Below are 14,701 nucleotides of genomic sequence, written 5' to 3'. Positions count from 1 at the left end.
TGTACATGTTTATCAGCCCCTTGTCGTCTGTATTTCTGCGTCGTCTGGCGCGCTTGCGCTTGCTGGCCCTGGTCTTGCTGCTGTCTATGGCCGGGCTTTCCACCGGCCTGGTCCTGGCCGATACCGAAGCGCTCGATCAGGCTGCGCCCAGCCTGAATACACCGCTGCCTCAGCAAGAACCGGTGGCGGCCGAGGCCAATATGGCCGAGGCGCACGAGCGGTTCGGGGTACGCGAAATGTATACCCAGGCTGATCTGGTAGTGAAGTCAGTAATGATATTCCTGGTTTTCTGCTCGCTACTGACCTGGGCAATCCTGTTTGAAAAGCTCTGGTTGTTTGCCCGGGCTAAACGGGCCAACCAAGTTTTTCTCAAGGCGTTCAGAGCATCCGATGATGACCTGGACAGCCAGGCCACTAAAAGCGCCATGGGACGGATGTGGCAGGTATCTCAGTCTGAACTGTCGCATTACCGCCGCCACCAGGGTGACCTGCAGGATGGTGACAAGGTCAACCGCTTGCTGCAGCGCATGTCACTGAGCGCGAGTATCGTGCAGGAACGGGATCTGGCCCGGTTGGGCAGCATGATGGGTGTGCTGGCCACCATTGGTGCGACCGCACCCTTTATCGGCCTGTTCGGTACCGTCTGGGGCATCATGAACAGCTTCGCCAACATTGCCACCATGCAATCAGCCAGCCTGGCGGTTGTTGCGCCGGGGATTGCCGAAGCCTTGCTGGCTACCGCCCTGGGTCTGTTTGCGGCCATTCCGGCGGTAATGATCTTCAACAAGTTCGCCCGTGACATCAATGGCTTCGTCGGCGCACTGGACAACTTTACCGCCGAGATGATCGCCAATGTCTCGCGGCAAATCGACGAGGCACGCTGAACATGGGTATCCAGTTCAATTCAGGCCCCTCGGTCAAGCGGCACAATTACCAGCAGAATGCGGAGATGAACATCACGCCTTTCGTTGATGTAATGCTGGTGCTGCTGATCATTTTCATGGTGGCAGCACCACTGGCCACAGTCGACATCCCGGTTGATTTGCCCAGCAACAGCGCCACCACTTCGCCGCCGCCGACTGATCCGGTATATATCAGCGTACAGGCAGACGGGCAATTGTTCGTTCAGGAAGACCCGGTCGAGTTGGCTGCACTGACCAACCGCGTACACGCATTCACCAACGGCAACCCGGAAACCCGCATGTACTTGCGTGGCGACCAGGCGATTGATTACGGCACCCTGATGCGGGTAATGAATACCTTGCAACGGGCGGGTTATACCCGGATCAGTCTGGTTGCCACGGAAGATCAGGAGTTCTGATGGCTACCGCCGACGAACGCCAATGGTTGCCACGCGTGATCGTGATTGGGGTATCTCTGGCCCTGCATGCTGCACTGGTAGGCTGGTTGATGAGTGGTCGTTTCAGCCAGCCGATCGAGCCCCCGGTCAGCGTGGTGGCCGTGGAGATGGTTATTCCCGAACCGGAGCCTGAACCCGAGCCCGAGCCCGAGCCGGAACCAGAGCCTGAGCCTGAGCCCGAACCGGAACCTGAGCCCGAGATTGTTGAAGCGGAGCCTGAACCCGAGCCCGAGCCAGCGGTGGAGCCACCGCCACGCCCGGCACCTGCGCCTGAACCCGCTTCCCGGAGTGGTCCGCCGACGCATGCGTTCGGCGCCAACCAGGATTGGGCACCGCCGCCACCCAGTGATACGCAGCAGACGTCGCAACGTGCACGGATGGCGCCATCCGGCTATGCCGATACCGTGACCAGTCGGGTCATTGCGCGCCTGGAACGTCCGGAAGGCTCAGTGTACAAGCCGCCGCCGGGGTATGACGGCGATCCGAATGATTTCAAGCGGCAGTGCTATATCCCCTACGAGATCACCGTGGATGCCAATGGCGGGATTGTGTCCTACGAGATCAACCGGTGTGGTGACGACTTGCTCGATGCTGCCGCTGAACGCGCCATCCTGCAGGCCGCTCCGTTCCCGCCACCACCGAATCAGGGCGCGCAAAGTTACGTCATTTATGGCACGGCCATTTTCATCAAATGATTCTCAGCTCACTACAGAGGTACGCCATGTTTGCTGCCAACCGACATCACCTGACCCTGCTGGCCAGCGCCATGCTGCTGAGCGCATGCGCGGCATCGCCGCCACCTCAGCTGCCGCCCACAGAGCCGGGCCCGCGAGTACTGCAGGACAGGCCTTCGACCCGGGCCAGTTTTGCCTGTACCGGGGCTTTGCCGGCGGTACATCGACAGATCTGCGCCAGTGACAGCCTGTCGCAACTGGAGCGCCAGGTCACGGAACGCTATCGTGACCTGCGCCTGGCGCTGGACGTGCCTGGCCGTTTGTTGCTGGACAGCAATCAGCGGCTATGGAGTACCAGCCTCGGCAACGTCTGCTCGATTGCTCAGGAAACCGACACGCGCATCAGCGGTGATCCACAAGCGCAAGCCTGCCTCAGCATGCAGTATCAGCGCCGGTTGGGGCAATTGCAGGGCTGGCCTGAAGCCCAGGCAAAAGGCGGGCAGACACAACATGCCATGGCCAGTTATGCCGAATACCGCATGGCAGAGAGCCGGGACGATGCCCTGTGCGAACCACTGCAAAAGAATCTCAACCAGCAATTGCGCGAGCAGGGCATGCCCGATGCCGAGCAGATTCCCGGTGCGCGCTTGCTGGCGTCCAGCGATGGCCCGGTTCAGCGACTTGAACGGGAAGGGCGCTACTATGAGGTCGACCGCTACACCCCGGGGTTGATGGCAGGTTACCAGGTCCGCAGCCGTGGGCTGACGTTGAATGACATACTGATTTTTGATGACAGCGACCTGCCGAGCTGGGTAGCAACCTTGCCCAATTACGGTGGCCGGGCCCATGCGTCCTCATCGCAAACCGGCGATTACGGCCGCCTCGAGCTCTTCGAGTGGCAAGGGCAAACGCTGCTTCTGGTCAACGAAACCTGGGGCTTTTACTCGCCGGCAGCACGGGGGGAGTCGGCTTTTGCCGGTGTCTATCGCCTGCAGGGGCGTGACCTTGTGCCGCAATGCCTGATGCGCACCTACCTGACCCCTCCGCGTTACAACACCCTTGACGGTCTGCCGGTCTATACCGAGCTGCAAACGGCGCTGGATGAGTTGCGCGGTCAGCCGCTGGGCGCCTTTGCCCAGCACGAGCGGCGCGATAATCACCAGCTGTGGCAAGAACACCAATGGACCCTGCTCAATCTGCCCTTGCTGGGGGCTGATGACTGGCAGCGTTATGGCCGGGAAGCGGCCATCCGACAGCGCCAGGATGCTGCGCTGGAAGCCTTGTTCCAATGGTCGGAACGCAACATCAACAACAAGGCATTCTATCGCCGCCTGATGCCCATGTTGCAGCCGGCGCACCAGGAGCTGAAAGTGATGTTTGCCGATCAGGGCATGGGCGCCAGCGAAGCGGAGCGCGCTGCTGACTTGCTGTTCCATGAAACCTTTGCCCGCGCCCTGGAAAACCTGCAAGCTCCGGAATCGCTGCCGGAAGCGCCGTTGCCACCCTTTGGCAATTATCGACCGCGCTTTGCCATGGCACCGGCTGCGGGTAGCCTGGAGCAAGGACGCAACTTTGCCACGCTGCACAGCGTGGTACTCAACCAGGCGCCGCTGAACGTGGTCAACGACTTTATCGACTACGAAACCGATACCTACGGGCGTGAACGTCGTGGCCTGGCGGCTGAAGATGACAGCGCCCTGATGGCTGCCGTCTATCAGCCGGAAACACTCGATCTGCTGCTGCGTCGCGGCTTTCCGGTCAATCACGGCAACCGCTGGGGGCGCACCGCATTGATGAATGCAGCGGCCGCCAATCAGCCGGAATCAGTGCGTCGATTGCTGCAGGCAGGTGCGGATGTGCATGCGCAAACCCGGCAGGTTGCCGATGCCGGAGTCGGTGGTCCCGAGCGTGAACAGGCCTACACCGGCCGACAAACCGCTTTGCTGCTGGCAGCCCAACAAGCCGACCAGGAGGTCATTCGCTTGCTGTTGGATGCCGATGCAGCGAAACAGGCCTGGAGCGGCTACAGTCGGCAAGTGTGTCAGACGCTGGACGGCAATCAGCGCCTGGACAGCCAGCAGCGCAGCGAGCTTAAATCCGGACTTTGTGCGCAAAGTTTCGAGCCACTGCCGATCACCCGTCAGGCCGCAGCCAACCTGCATGCCGGGGAAGAGCTGGTGGTTCGGGAAGACGGTGTGGACTATGCAATCACCTTGCGTACCCGCGAGCCGATGACGCTGTTTACCCGTTCTCTGGAAATGTCTCCCCGGCGCATGCGGCGATCCATGACCGGCCACGCAACAACCCTGGTCCGTATTCTCACGTCGCGCTTGAGCGCGCGTACCGATGGCCAGTTCCAGATCTATTTCCCTGATTTGCGCGCCAATAGAGAAGACAAACTGGTGTTTGAAGCCGGTTTCCCGATCATCAATGAAATCGGTAACGCCCCGGGCTTCAACCTGCACAAGATGCCGGAGCAGCAAGTCTTGAGACTGGTCTTCAATCCAACCGAACAGTCGGTTGAAGTGGCCTGGCGACAACTCTACAGCGCAGCACTGACCCAGGGGTTTGTCCCCACCCACCAGGGTTATGTGGTGACCCATCGCGGCGGCAATACCAGCGAGTACCAGCTGGTAGTAACCGAGCGCTGAGGTCAAGCTGATGCCGATACCCCGGCGGGTCTGCTAGACTGGGTCCGTCGGGATCGTATCGATCCCGGATGAAAGGGAGATTCGGGTTGTCCATCACGCGCGTATTATGTCTGGCCTTGCTTTCCAGCCTGTTCGCCGGCTGCGCTACGCATTTACCGCAACATGAATTGCCCTCAAGCCACGTCCTGCCAGCCGATGAATCCTCTCCACTGGTTCGCTACGTCAATGACCGCTTGGTCGACCCGAATGACTGGTCGGCATTCAACCCCCTGTATGAAGGCAATGACGCGCTGGCCGCTCGCCTGTACCTGATTGACCAGGCGCGCTACGGCATCGACCTGCAAACCTATATCTACGCTGATGACACCACCGGCAAACTGGTTGCTGCCCACCTGTTGCAGGCGGCGGACCGCGGTGTACGGGTACGCTTGCTGATCGATGACATCGGCAATAGCCTGAGCGATACAGATCTCGGCAGCCTGGACTGGCATCCCAATATCGACGTGCGTCTGTTCAATCCTTTGCAGCTGCGCCATTTGCGCATGCTCAGCAAGGTGTTTGAATTCGGACGCATCAACTACCGCATGCACAACAAGTTGTTGCTGGTAGATGGCGTGGCCATGATTACCGGCGGGCGCAATGTGGGTGATGAATACTATGCGCTCAGCCCGATGGACTTTCAGGATATCGACATCATTGGTCTGGGGCCGATTGCCCAGGAAGCCGGGGCCAGTTTCGACCTGTTCTGGAACCATGATCTGGCTCAGCCAGTGAGCAAGATACTGCCACGCAGTAATGATCAGGCCTTGGCTGCACTGCGGGAACAACTGCTGGCAGCGCGTCGCGAAGCTGCTCAGGGCACGCTGATGGAAGCGGTAGCCGGCTCCAGTTTCATCCAGGCTTTTCAGGATGGTCGCCTGGCCTGGTACAACGGTCCGGCTACCTGGTTGTACGATCCGCCAGCCAAAGCCGATGCACACAGTGACTTGGCCGGCGAGCCCTTCCTCAGCCGCAGCCTTGCCCGGCACACCGGTGAGATAGAGCATGAGCTCTTGATCATGAGTGCCTATCTGGTGCCCGGTGAACGCGGGCAGGTCGCCTTGACCCACCTGCTGGATCGCGGAGTACGGGTTGCCGTGCTGACCAACTCATTGGCCAGTACCGATGTGCTGGCAGTGCACAGCGGCTATGCCCCTTATCGCAAACCACTGCTGGCAGCGGGGATGGAGCTATGGGAGCTGCGCCCTCTGGCAGCGCAAAATGAACGCGTCAACGCCTTTGTCAGTGACTCGCTGGCCAGCCTGCACGCGAAAAAATTCATTTTTGATCGGCACACGGTATTTATCGGTTCATTGAACCTGGATCCGCGTTCGGTCAGCCTGAATACCGAGGCTGGCGTACTCATCGAGCATCCTGGCATGGCCGAGTACATGGGGAGTTTGTTCGAGCGCTGGACGGACAATGATTATGCCTGGCAGGTCGTGCTGGACGAGCAGGGCGATCTGCAGTGGCTGGCAGACGACGTAGCCTGGCAGCGCGAACCCGGTACTGGCGTTGCGCGGCGCCTCATCACCTGGATGATCGGCTGGCTGCCCATTGAAAGTCAGCTTTAACAGCAGCTTAGAGAATAGGGCTCATAAAATACATTAGGCGTTCAAGGGTGCGTGACCCGCGCCCGCGTTGCTGCCACTCGATCAAAGACAAGGGCTGACAGCGAGCACTGTAACGCTCCAGCAACTGACCGATTTCCGCACAGCTGACCGGGTTGAACAGCGCCACCGTCAGTTCGAAATTCAGCTGCAGGCTGCGGATATCCAGATTCACACTGCCCACCAGAGCCAACTCGTCATCCATCAGCATCGCTTTGGTATGCAGAAGCCCGCCCTCAAACCGGAGGATTTCCGCCCCTGCGAGCAACAGCGGCTCGTAGTAGGAACGGCTGGCCCAACCGACCATCAGCGAATCATTGTATCTGGGAACCAGCAGCCGCACCTTTACCCCGCGTTTTGCCGCGTGGCAAAGCGCATCAAAAATGGCTTCCGATGGCACGAAGTAGGGCGTAGCAATGGTGATGCTGTGGTTGGCCCGGTAAATACCGGCCAGCACCGACTGCCCGATAAGGTCGTCACCGATACCCGGGCCGGAGGGAATGATCGACAGCCAGTGATCCGGATGATCGCCCGCCGGCGGCAACACGGGCAAACTGCGCTGACCGGTTTCCACTTCCCAGTCCCAGGCAAACACCTTGGCCAGCCCGGCCGCCGCCTGTCCCTCAATACGCAGCATGGTATCGATCCAGGGCCCAACCCGCGCACCCCGTTTGAAGCAGTCCGGGTCGGCCATATTCATCGAGCCCGTGAACGCCAGCCGATCATCAATCACGACCAGTTTGCGGTGCAGGCGCACATCGATCCGGTTGACCAGCGCGCGCCACAGCCGCACCGGAAGGGCCGGGACCACCGCGACACCGGCCTTGACCAGACGCTTGCGCCAGCGTGAACGGAAGAAGCGTCGGCTGCCGGCATGGTCGGCCAGAATGGTCACCTTGACGCCGCGTTCACTGGCCGCAATCAAGGCCTCGGCAATGTCATTCACGCGGCCACCGCAAAACCAGATATAGGTCTCGATGCGAATGCTTTCACGCGCTGCAGCAATGTCAGCCTGCAGATGGGCAAATATATCCGCCGGGGTATCCAGCACCTGCAAATGCTTGTAGGCGAGGGCGCCAATACCGACGCGATGGGCCAGCAACTGGTGAATGGCCAGCGACTGTTGGCCACCGGGCATCGGAATATCCTGACTGGAATAGCCGTTCTTCAGGTTGTCGAGATAAGGTTCAACCATGCTCTCGGCACGGGTAGAGCGCTGCTTGCCGAGACTCAGCTCGCCAAGCATCAGATACAGCATGGCGCCAAACACCGGCAGAATGTAAATCACCAGCAGCCAGGCCAGGCTGGCACTCACGGCGCGCCGCTTGGTGATCACCCGCAAGGTCACCAACGCCGTGAACAACCAGTAGAGAATGACCAGCGCAACCCCGAAAATATCCTGCAGGTTGTCCCACATGAGCGCAGACCTCTAGAGACAGTTATCCGGTTTCGGCAGCCCGGCCAGCTTGCTGGCCAGTTTGGCCGGGCTGCCGGGGAACAGTTGCAGCAGGTAGATACTTTTGCCCTTGTCTGCCCCCAGGTGCAGACCCACATACTTGACCAGTGGGCGCATGGCCGGCGACAGCTGGAATTCGGCATGGAACTGTCGCAACAACACTATGATTTCCAGGTGCGCCGGTGTCAGTTCAATACCTTCCCGGGCGGCCAGGGCGGCGGCAACCTCATTATCCCAGTCAGCCCGGTTGCGCAGAAAGCCATCGTCATCCACGGCAATCCTGCGCTCACCGACCAGCAGATCGGTACTCACCAGCTCACCACCTTGTCATGCTGAGTGCACAGCGTCACCATGTCCAGGTAATTGACCTGACCGACCCGATCGGGCAAATCATCCAGCGCGATACCGCGTGCCACCAGATCACTCTCCAGCACATGAATGCTCACGGAAGTCGGCAACAGCCGCAGGGATTGATTGAACGCAGTACCCGGCAGCAGCGCGTATACCGCATCTTCGATCAACAGCACCCCCTGGCGGCTGCCCAGGGAACGCAGGCAGCTGGCAAAGCTGGGATGATTGACCGGCGAATGCCGCAGAATGTGCAAAATCACCCTTGGCTCCTCACAGGTTGACGACCTGGTCATAGTGTTCCAGCAACGAGGTGATTTCCGCCCCCGACAGGGGCCGTACGTCCAGTTGGCACTGGCGCACCTGCAAACCGCGTTCGGTCAGTGAATGCTGACAAATCATCAGATCTTCTACGCCAAACAGCGGCAGCGCCTGCAAATTGGCCGCCAGCGACTTCTGCTGCGCCTGTGCCGCATCCTGCCCCTTGAGCAATTGCAGCACCCCGTCATTCATGAACAGCATGCCCACGGGCACGCCGAAGGCCGCTGACGCCAGCGCCAGATCCAGAGCCTCGCGTGCCGCATGCTGAAAAGGTGCATGCTGACTGATAATCAGCAGGCTTTGCATCTCAGTTGCCAAAGGTCACCGCCCGATCTGCCCGTTGCATTGCCTCTACCCACTGGCCAAGCCCAGAGAGTACCCAGGGTTCTGCCGTATTGCTGTTGGCGCGTTCCCAACGCTTCGCCTCGGCGTCATCCAGCACACCGCGGCGCAGGGCAGCGGCGATACACACCACGGCATCCAGTTCATAGTGCTGGATAAAGTCACGCCATTCGGCAGCCAGATCGGACTCGTCCTGAGGTTGCACGCCCAATGACGATGCCAGGTGCACTGCATCACGATAGAAAAACAACCGACTGATGCTGTGACCAGAGGCCAGCACAGCGCGGGAAAATTCCAGCGCCGAGCGAGCGGCAGGGTCCTGCGCGCCAGCCAGCAGGGCAATCGCAAATTTCATCCAGTCTCGCCTCAAACAAGAAGGCCCGCAGAAAGCGGGCCTTGGAAGTATACCTCAGGGATCAGATGCCCTGAAAAGGCAACTTCAGTCGCTGCTGAAAATCCCCAGCAAGTGCAGCAGGCTGAGGAACAGATTGTAGATGGATACGAACAGGGTCACCGTCGCCATGATGTAGTTGTCTTCACCACCATGAATGATGGAGCTGGTCTGATACAGAATGACCGCAGAAGAAAACAGCACAAAACCAGCCGAGATAGCCAGTGACAGGCCGGTAATCTGCAGGAAGAAGCTGGCCACCATCGCGCACAGCAGAACGATACAGCCCGCCATGATAAAGCCGGACAGGAAGCTGAAATCCTTGCGGGTCAGGATGGCAAAGGCCGACAGACCAAAGAACACCATCGCCGTCATACCCAGCGCCATGCTCACCAACTGACCGCCATTGGGCAGTGTCAGGTAGTAGGAGAGAATCGGCCCCAGCGTGTAACCCATAAAACCGGTCAGCGCGAAGGTCAGTACCAGGCCAAGACCGGAATTACGGAACTTGGTGATGGCAAACAGCAGACCGTAAAAGCCGACCAGCATGATGATGATATTGGGACGTGGCAGGTTCAAAGCCATGGAAGCCATCGCCACGATGGCACTGAATGCCAGCGTCATGGCCAGCAGCGCGTAGGTATTGCGGAACAGCTTGCTGACTTCAGCCTCGTTGACAGCGCTGTGTTGCAGCGTTTGCTGACTATCTTGCACATTCATGTGAGAACACTCCCCTAAAAGGTCGAAACCAGATTAAAAATACAACTTGCCATGATCATACCGGTAAACAGGCTAGAATCAAGGCTCGCAGCTCACCAGCGGCAGCCTGAACTGTAAGTAAAGGCAACCAGGCAGAGAAAAATGCCTGCCTGAGTCTATAGACCATTGACTAGCCTGAAGTTTCCGGTACTATGGCGCCCCGTGGAGAGATGGCAGAGCGGTTGAATGCACCGGTCTTGAAAACCGGCGTAGGTTAATAGCCTACCCAGGGTTCGAATCCCTGTCTCTCCGCCATATAACGCAAAAAGCCCAGCCCAAAGCTGGGCTTTTTGCGTTATCGGTTGAGTTTCCGGGTGAGAACCCTCGTTCGACCGGAGCCAGCAACGCTGGCGGAGGAACGCCGGAGCGCAGCGACGGCGGCCCCGTAGGGGTGAGGCGCCGCAGGCGCCGAATAATCCCTGTCGTATTTCAGCCCCGCACTTCACCGGAACCTTGCTGGGCTTTTTGCGTTATCGGCTAAGTTTCCGGGTGAGAACCCTCGTTCGACCGGAGCCAGCAACGCTGGCGGAGGAGCGCCGGAGCGCAGCGACGGCGACCCCATAGGGGTGAGGCGCCGTAGGCGCCGAATAATCCCTGTCGTATTTCAGCCCGCACTTCACCGGAACCTTGCTGGGCTTTTTGCGTTATCGGCTGAGTTTCCGGGTGAGAACCCGGCTGCCTGTCTGACCGAATATCGGAATCCCTATTCTGGTCATTGAGCGCATCACCCGTTCGAAGTATCTTTCTTTACAGCCGATGTTTCGGTCCCGCCTTGGGCAATTGGAGCCCTATGGTGCTGGGCCATTCATCGGCTTTTTTGTCAGTGTGATTCAAGCGATTCTGACAGCCCTTCACCGTTCTCATCATGTGCAGCCCCGGGGCGGGCTGCGCTGTCATTCTCCGTATTCTCTGCCTTCGACCCCTTGAAGTGCTCAACGCGGTTATCGGCCATCAGGCTGGTTGAAGCCGCCAGGCTTGCATAGAGCAAAAAGGCGGGGACGCGGTAAATGTGCATGGGCTTCTCTCTATGATGTGCTGGGTTAGGGGTGAATGACGTGCTGGTGATCCTGAAAAAACACTAAACGATAATCATTATCGTTTCAAGTGGTTCGCGGTAAAGAAACGCGACAAAGAAAATCAACCAAATAACAATACTGGTTCAGAGATGTTTTATGGCATTGCGCCACACATCGCGTCTGGTCAGGCAATGGCAACCGCTGGTCCTGGTAACAGCTAACCCTTGCTGCAAAGGTTGAATGAGATCTTTATCGTTGTGTCTGCCCTGTGCTGGATAGTGTTGTCGCATCCGTTGTGCAAGAGGGGTGATGCGTTCGACACATTCAGTTTGCAGGGACAATAAAATGACTGACTACACCGGAAAAACGATACCTCGAGTTTTTACGACGGGGGCCGTGTTACTCCCAACGCTGCTGTTGTCCTCCTGTCTGGGTGGTGGAGGCGGTGGAGGCGGTGGTGGCGGTGGTGAGCCTGAGCCCATACCAGATCCCGCACCGCCGCCGACGTCGCCCACCCCTGAGCCGTCAAGCAGCTGGAATGTGCAGCAGTCTTCCAACAAGGCTGAGCTGTGGGGCTTTGATTTCGTTGAAGAGTTTGATGGCCTGGAGGACTGGGATCAGAGCGAATGTATCTGGTATCACAACCAGTGCGGCAATCGTTACGACGATCGCTTTCCCGAGCTGATGCCCCAACTGGCCGATGGCGGCAAAGGGCCCTGGGGCTACTTTTCGGTCTGGAATACGAATGCCTCGGCAGAGCCCTGGATCGGCCCGGCGAGTGGGGACCGGCAGGTCTGGCGTGGCACCAAGTCGGCCACCATTGATATTGGCAAAAGCAACCGGGGGCCGAGCCGGCTGGGGCTCTATTTTGCCAATGGCGGCTACCGTGACTTCCGAGTGTTCTACATGGTCTGGATCCCTGCCAACATGTACCCGACCTCGTGCGAGGGCACCGAAGGCCGTTGTTCCGGTGGCGGCCCGATTGGTACCTACACCGAGGGCGAGCCTTACCAGTATTTCGCTTCGTGGAAGTTCAATACCTTCAATATGCAATGTGAAACCGTGAACTGTTCACTGGTCAACGACACCTACGGTTTGCACCACACCGTGCCGCAAATCAAGCAATACAACTACACACCCAATGGCCTGATCATCGTCAATGCCAATCGTGGCGGCCCCGCACCCGGTTTCAATGGGCGGGCGATTGATGATGGGCATACCACGCTGAACAGCTCGATGGGTCAGTGGTGGGGCGTGGAGTTTCACATTCGGAACATCAGCAATGATACCGAGTACATGATGGATATCTGGGTATACGACAAGGAGGGCTACGCGTCCCATGTCATGTTCGAACAGGTATTCCCGATTAATGAAGACGCACAGGGCGGCGTCTGGGATCAGTTCTTTTTCGGGGGCAACAATGCCAACTCGTGGAACTGGGGGCCGACCATGCAATCGCATTATTACATCGATGACTTCATTGTCGACGGTGGCGAAAAAGGGCAGATAGGGCCGCGCTACTTTGAGGCCATACGCTGAGGCCCAGGCTCGGGCCTGGCTGGCCTTTTACCGGGCCAGCCAGGCGCCAACGCTGTGAGCTACCTAATCGACAATGACTTCAAAACCACCATAAATAAGTCGTTTGCCATCGAAGGGCATCGGGTTCACGTCTGGATGAAGACGCGAGTCGGCAAAGATTTTCGGCATCGCTTCATCACGCACTGCCTTGCTGGGCCAGGTAAACCAGGAGAACACCACGGTCTCATCGGGCTGGCACTTGACCGCCATGGGGAAGGAGGTGACTTCTCCTTCCGGCACGTCATCGCCCCAGCACTCGACCATAGACAGTACGCCATGCTCCTTGAACACCGCCGCAGCGGCTCTGGCGTGTTCGATATAACGCTGCTTGTTGGCCGTGGGTACGGCCGCTACAAATCCATCGACATACCTCATAACGTGCTCCTTATTCATCTTTGGGCGGTAACTCGCGCGCTGGTCGTACTTCAATACTGCCCAGGCGGGCAGGGGGGATTTTGCTGGCCAGCTGCAGGGCTTCATCCAGATCGCGGGCTTCCAGCAAGTAAAACCCGGCCAGCTGTTCCTTGGTCTCGGCGAAGGGGCCGTCGGAAATCAGAATCTCGTCATCCCGGCGGCGCAGTGTGGTGGCGCTGTCCGAGGGATGCAGCGCCTGGCCGGCCAGGTAGTGCCCTTGCGCGGTCAAGCGTTCGACGCAGGCAATGCACTCCTGGTTGAGGTCATGCCATTGCTGCTCGCTCATGGCGTTGATAAGGCTTTCCTGGTAATACACCAGGGCGACGTATTTCATTGCTGCTCTCCTGTGTCGGGGTTGTCGGCAAATGCGGGAACCTGTTCAGTTTGCTGGTCGGCCTTGCGCATCAACATAAATTGCATTGAATAACTCCTTGTTGGTTTGGAGATATCAATAAGTCGTGACAACGACAGGTAAATCGACAGGGCAGGAAAACTTTTTTCAGCCAGCGTTCTGCAAGGCATTCAACTGCCGTTGCAAAAAGCGCTGCTCCGGCGCTTGCCGGGCCAATGCCAGAGCTTGCTGATAGGCACGAATCGCCGCCGGGCGGTCGCCAGCCTGGCTCTGCAATTCAGCCACTGCGGCATGAAACAAGTGATACTCGACGAGTGCCGGCTGTGCCGACAGCTCGGCTAACAGGGCCAGCCCGGCCTGCGGGCCTTCGCACATGGCCACGGCAACTGCCCGGTTCAGGGCGATAACGGGGGATGCCTGGTGCCGTAGCAGAGCGTCGTACAGGCGCACGATACGGGGCCAATCGGTTTTTTCGGCGCCATCGGCCTGGGCATGTTCGGCGGCAATACAGGCTTGCAAGGTGTAATAGCCGGTAGGGCTCAAGGCCAGCGCGTGAGTCAGGCAGTCCATACCCCGGGCAATCTCGTCCCGGTCCCATCGTCGGCGATCCTGGTCAGCCAGACGTACCAGGTCACCGGCATTGTCCAACCGTGCGTGACGGCGTGAATGCTGCAGGCACATCAAGGCATGCAACCCGAAAACGTCGCCTTGCGGCAACAAACTCAACAGCTCGCTGTTGAGTTGCAGGGCATTGGTCGCCAGATCAACATCGGTCAATTGGTCGCCAGCGCTGGCTGAATAGCCTTCGTTGAATACCAGATAAATAACCTGCAGAACGCCAGGCAAACGCTCGGGCAGGGCATCGGTATCGGGTATCTGATAGGGGATGCCGGCCTGCCGGATTTTGCGTTTGGCGCGCACGATGCGCTGGGCCAGGCTGGAGGGTTTGATCAGCAGGGCATGGGCAACCTGTTCGGTGGTCAACCCACACATCTCGCGCAGGGTCAGTGCTACGCGCGCATCCAGAGCCAGGCTGGGGTGGCAACAGGTGAACAGCAGGCGCAATTGATCGTCGGCAATGGCGTGTGCATCCAGCGCCGTGGCTGCCGTCAGTTCTTCAGCTGACAGCAGCAGATGTTCGCTGTTGCGTCGGCGGGTTTGTTGACGCCGAATCTGGTCAATCCCCTTGCGATGCCCCGCAGTAATCAACCAGGCCACGGGATCATCCGGCAGGCCTTGATCAGGCCACTGCTGCAGAGCCGCAGCAAAAGCATCCTGCAGGGCTTCTTCAGCCAGGGAAAAATCACCCAACAGGCGAATCAGAGTCGCCAGGACCTGGCGAGCGTGTTGGCGATAGCAGCGTTCTATCTGTGCATAGGCACTGTCCATG

The 14,701-nt window shown here is 58.8% G+C and carries 16 protein-coding genes and 1 tRNA gene; 7 read left to right on the top strand and 10 right to left on the bottom strand.

Annotation, left to right across the window (positions count from 1 at the left end):
• The first annotated feature begins 5 nt into the window (after positions 1–5).
• The 5 genes from BLU07_RS07085 (at position 6) to BLU07_RS07060 (ending at position 6,298) form a co-directional block, all read left to right on the top strand.
• The gene (locus tag BLU07_RS07085) at positions 6–884 is read left to right on the top strand and encodes a MotA/TolQ/ExbB proton channel family protein (protein WP_157719115.1); all 879 of its coding nucleotides are present in this window, start codon (positions 6–8) and stop codon (positions 882–884) included.
• Between the two features lie 2 nt (positions 885–886).
• On the top strand, positions 887–1,321 hold the full coding sequence (gene exbD / locus BLU07_RS07080) for a TonB system transport protein ExbD (RefSeq protein ID WP_092385511.1): 435 nt from the start codon (positions 887–889) through the stop codon (positions 1,319–1,321).
• Positions 1,321–2,055, top strand: a complete 735-nt coding sequence (locus tag BLU07_RS17550) for a TonB C-terminal domain-containing protein (protein WP_157719114.1) — start codon at positions 1,321–1,323, stop codon at positions 2,053–2,055. The genes exbD and BLU07_RS17550 overlap by 1 nt, the downstream gene beginning before the upstream one ends.
• A 26-nt stretch (positions 2,056–2,081) precedes the next feature.
• Entirely contained in the window at positions 2,082–4,685 is a 2,604-nt protein-coding gene (locus BLU07_RS07065) for an ankyrin repeat domain-containing protein (protein WP_157719113.1), read from the top strand.
• Between the two features lie 86 nt (positions 4,686–4,771).
• Positions 4,772–6,298, top strand: coding sequence for a phospholipase D family protein (locus BLU07_RS07060; protein WP_172830099.1), 1,527 nt, complete (start codon positions 4,772–4,774; stop codon positions 6,296–6,298).
• 7 nt (positions 6,299–6,305) lie between these two features.
• Here BLU07_RS07060 and cls read toward each other — a convergent pair whose 3' ends face one another.
• The 6 genes from cls to BLU07_RS07030 form a co-directional block, all read right to left on the bottom strand.
• A complete protein-coding gene (gene cls, locus BLU07_RS07055; RefSeq protein ID WP_092385503.1) occupies positions 6,306–7,751 on the bottom strand; it encodes a cardiolipin synthase in 1,446 nt (481 codons plus the stop codon).
• Between the two features lie 12 nt (positions 7,752–7,763).
• On the bottom strand, positions 7,764–8,102 hold the full coding sequence (locus tag BLU07_RS07050; RefSeq protein WP_092385501.1) for a TusE/DsrC/DsvC family sulfur relay protein: 339 nt from the start codon (positions 8,100–8,102) through the stop codon (positions 7,764–7,766).
• Positions 8,099–8,401, bottom strand: coding sequence for a sulfurtransferase complex subunit TusB (gene tusB, locus BLU07_RS07045; protein ID WP_231701703.1), 303 nt, complete (start codon positions 8,399–8,401; stop codon positions 8,099–8,101). Before tusB ends, BLU07_RS07050 begins: the two co-directional genes overlap by 4 nt.
• Before the next feature lie 10 nt (positions 8,402–8,411).
• On the bottom strand, positions 8,412–8,765 hold the full coding sequence (tusC, locus tag BLU07_RS07040; RefSeq protein ID WP_092385497.1) for a sulfurtransferase complex subunit TusC: 354 nt from the start codon (positions 8,763–8,765) through the stop codon (positions 8,412–8,414).
• A 1-nt stretch (position 8,766) separates the two neighbouring features.
• The gene (gene tusD / locus BLU07_RS07035) at positions 8,767–9,156 is read right to left on the bottom strand and encodes a sulfurtransferase complex subunit TusD (RefSeq protein ID WP_092385495.1); all 390 of its coding nucleotides are present in this window, start codon (positions 9,154–9,156) and stop codon (positions 8,767–8,769) included.
• Between the two features lie 84 nt (positions 9,157–9,240).
• The gene (locus BLU07_RS07030) at positions 9,241–9,912 is read right to left on the bottom strand and encodes a Bax inhibitor-1/YccA family protein (RefSeq protein ID WP_092385493.1); all 672 of its coding nucleotides are present in this window, start codon (positions 9,910–9,912) and stop codon (positions 9,241–9,243) included.
• 203 nt (positions 9,913–10,115) lie between these two features.
• Here BLU07_RS07030 and BLU07_RS07025 point away from each other — a divergent pair.
• A tRNA-Ser gene (locus tag BLU07_RS07025) sits at positions 10,116–10,206 on the top strand.
• 565 nt (positions 10,207–10,771) lie between these two features.
• Here BLU07_RS07025 and BLU07_RS07020 read toward each other — a convergent pair.
• On the bottom strand, positions 10,772–10,966 hold the full coding sequence (locus BLU07_RS07020; RefSeq protein WP_092385491.1) for a hypothetical protein: 195 nt from the start codon (positions 10,964–10,966) through the stop codon (positions 10,772–10,774).
• A 541-nt stretch (positions 10,967–11,507) separates the two neighbouring features.
• Here BLU07_RS07020 and BLU07_RS07015 point away from each other — a divergent pair.
• Positions 11,508–12,506: a hypothetical protein gene (locus BLU07_RS07015; protein WP_092385489.1), complete on the top strand. Its 999-nt coding sequence runs from the start codon at positions 11,508–11,510 to the stop codon at positions 12,504–12,506.
• Between the two features lie 63 nt (positions 12,507–12,569).
• Here BLU07_RS07015 and BLU07_RS07010 read toward each other — a convergent pair whose 3' ends face one another.
• From BLU07_RS07010 to BLU07_RS07000, 3 genes are all read right to left on the bottom strand, one after another.
• Entirely contained in the window at positions 12,570–12,920 is a 351-nt protein-coding gene (locus BLU07_RS07010; protein WP_092385487.1) for a DUF1428 domain-containing protein, read from the bottom strand.
• 10 nt (positions 12,921–12,930) lie between these two features.
• Entirely contained in the window at positions 12,931–13,293 is a 363-nt protein-coding gene (locus BLU07_RS07005) for a YciI family protein (RefSeq protein ID WP_092385485.1), read from the bottom strand.
• A gap of 165 nt (positions 13,294–13,458) precedes the next feature.
• Positions 13,459–14,700 carry an RNA polymerase sigma factor gene (locus tag BLU07_RS07000; RefSeq protein ID WP_092385483.1) on the bottom strand — a complete coding sequence of 414 codons (1,242 nt, stop codon included), beginning with the start codon at positions 14,698–14,700 and terminating at the stop codon, positions 13,459–13,461.
• Between the last annotated feature and the right edge of the window lies 1 nt (position 14,701).

It is taken from the genome of Halopseudomonas salegens, from assembly GCF_900105655.1.
Classification (GTDB): Bacteria; Pseudomonadota; Gammaproteobacteria; order Pseudomonadales; family Pseudomonadaceae; genus Halopseudomonas; species Halopseudomonas salegens.
The sequence above is the reverse complement of the archived record's forward strand: the minus strand, read 5'-3'. Positions and strand labels throughout refer to the sequence as shown.

What these genes read in the sequence shown, in the direction of transcription:
- BLU07_RS07085 (WP_157719115.1), top strand. Translation starts at nt 6, where the DNA reads ATGTTTATCAGCCCCTTGTCGTCTGTATTTCTGCGTCGTCTGGCGCGC.
- exbD (WP_092385511.1), top strand. Translation starts at nt 887, where the DNA reads ATGGGTATCCAGTTCAATTCAGGCCCCTCGGTCAAGCGGCACAATTAC.
- BLU07_RS17550 (WP_157719114.1), top strand. Translation starts at nt 1,321, where the DNA reads ATGGCTACCGCCGACGAACGCCAATGGTTGCCACGCGTGATCGTGATT.
- BLU07_RS07065 (WP_157719113.1), top strand. Translation starts at nt 2,082, where the DNA reads ATGTTTGCTGCCAACCGACATCACCTGACCCTGCTGGCCAGCGCCATG.
- cls (WP_092385503.1), bottom strand. Translation starts at nt 7,751, where the DNA reads ATGTGGGACAACCTGCAGGATATTTTCGGGGTTGCGCTGGTCATTCTC.
- tusC (WP_092385497.1), bottom strand. Translation starts at nt 8,765, where the DNA reads ATGCAAAGCCTGCTGATTATCAGTCAGCATGCACCTTTTCAGCATGCG.
- tusD (WP_092385495.1), bottom strand. Translation starts at nt 9,156, where the DNA reads ATGAAATTTGCGATTGCCCTGCTGGCTGGCGCGCAGGACCCTGCCGCT.
- BLU07_RS07030 (WP_092385493.1), bottom strand. Translation starts at nt 9,912, where the DNA reads ATGAATGTGCAAGATAGTCAGCAAACGCTGCAACACAGCGCTGTCAAC.
- BLU07_RS07020 (WP_092385491.1), bottom strand. Translation starts at nt 10,966, where the DNA reads ATGCACATTTACCGCGTCCCCGCCTTTTTGCTCTATGCAAGCCTGGCG.
- BLU07_RS07010 (WP_092385487.1), bottom strand. Translation starts at nt 12,920, where the DNA reads ATGAGGTATGTCGATGGATTTGTAGCGGCCGTACCCACGGCCAACAAG.
- BLU07_RS07005 (WP_092385485.1), bottom strand. Translation starts at nt 13,293, where the DNA reads ATGAAATACGTCGCCCTGGTGTATTACCAGGAAAGCCTTATCAACGCC.
- BLU07_RS07000 (WP_092385483.1), bottom strand. Translation starts at nt 14,700, where the DNA reads ATGGACAGTGCCTATGCACAGATAGAACGCTGCTATCGCCAACACGCT.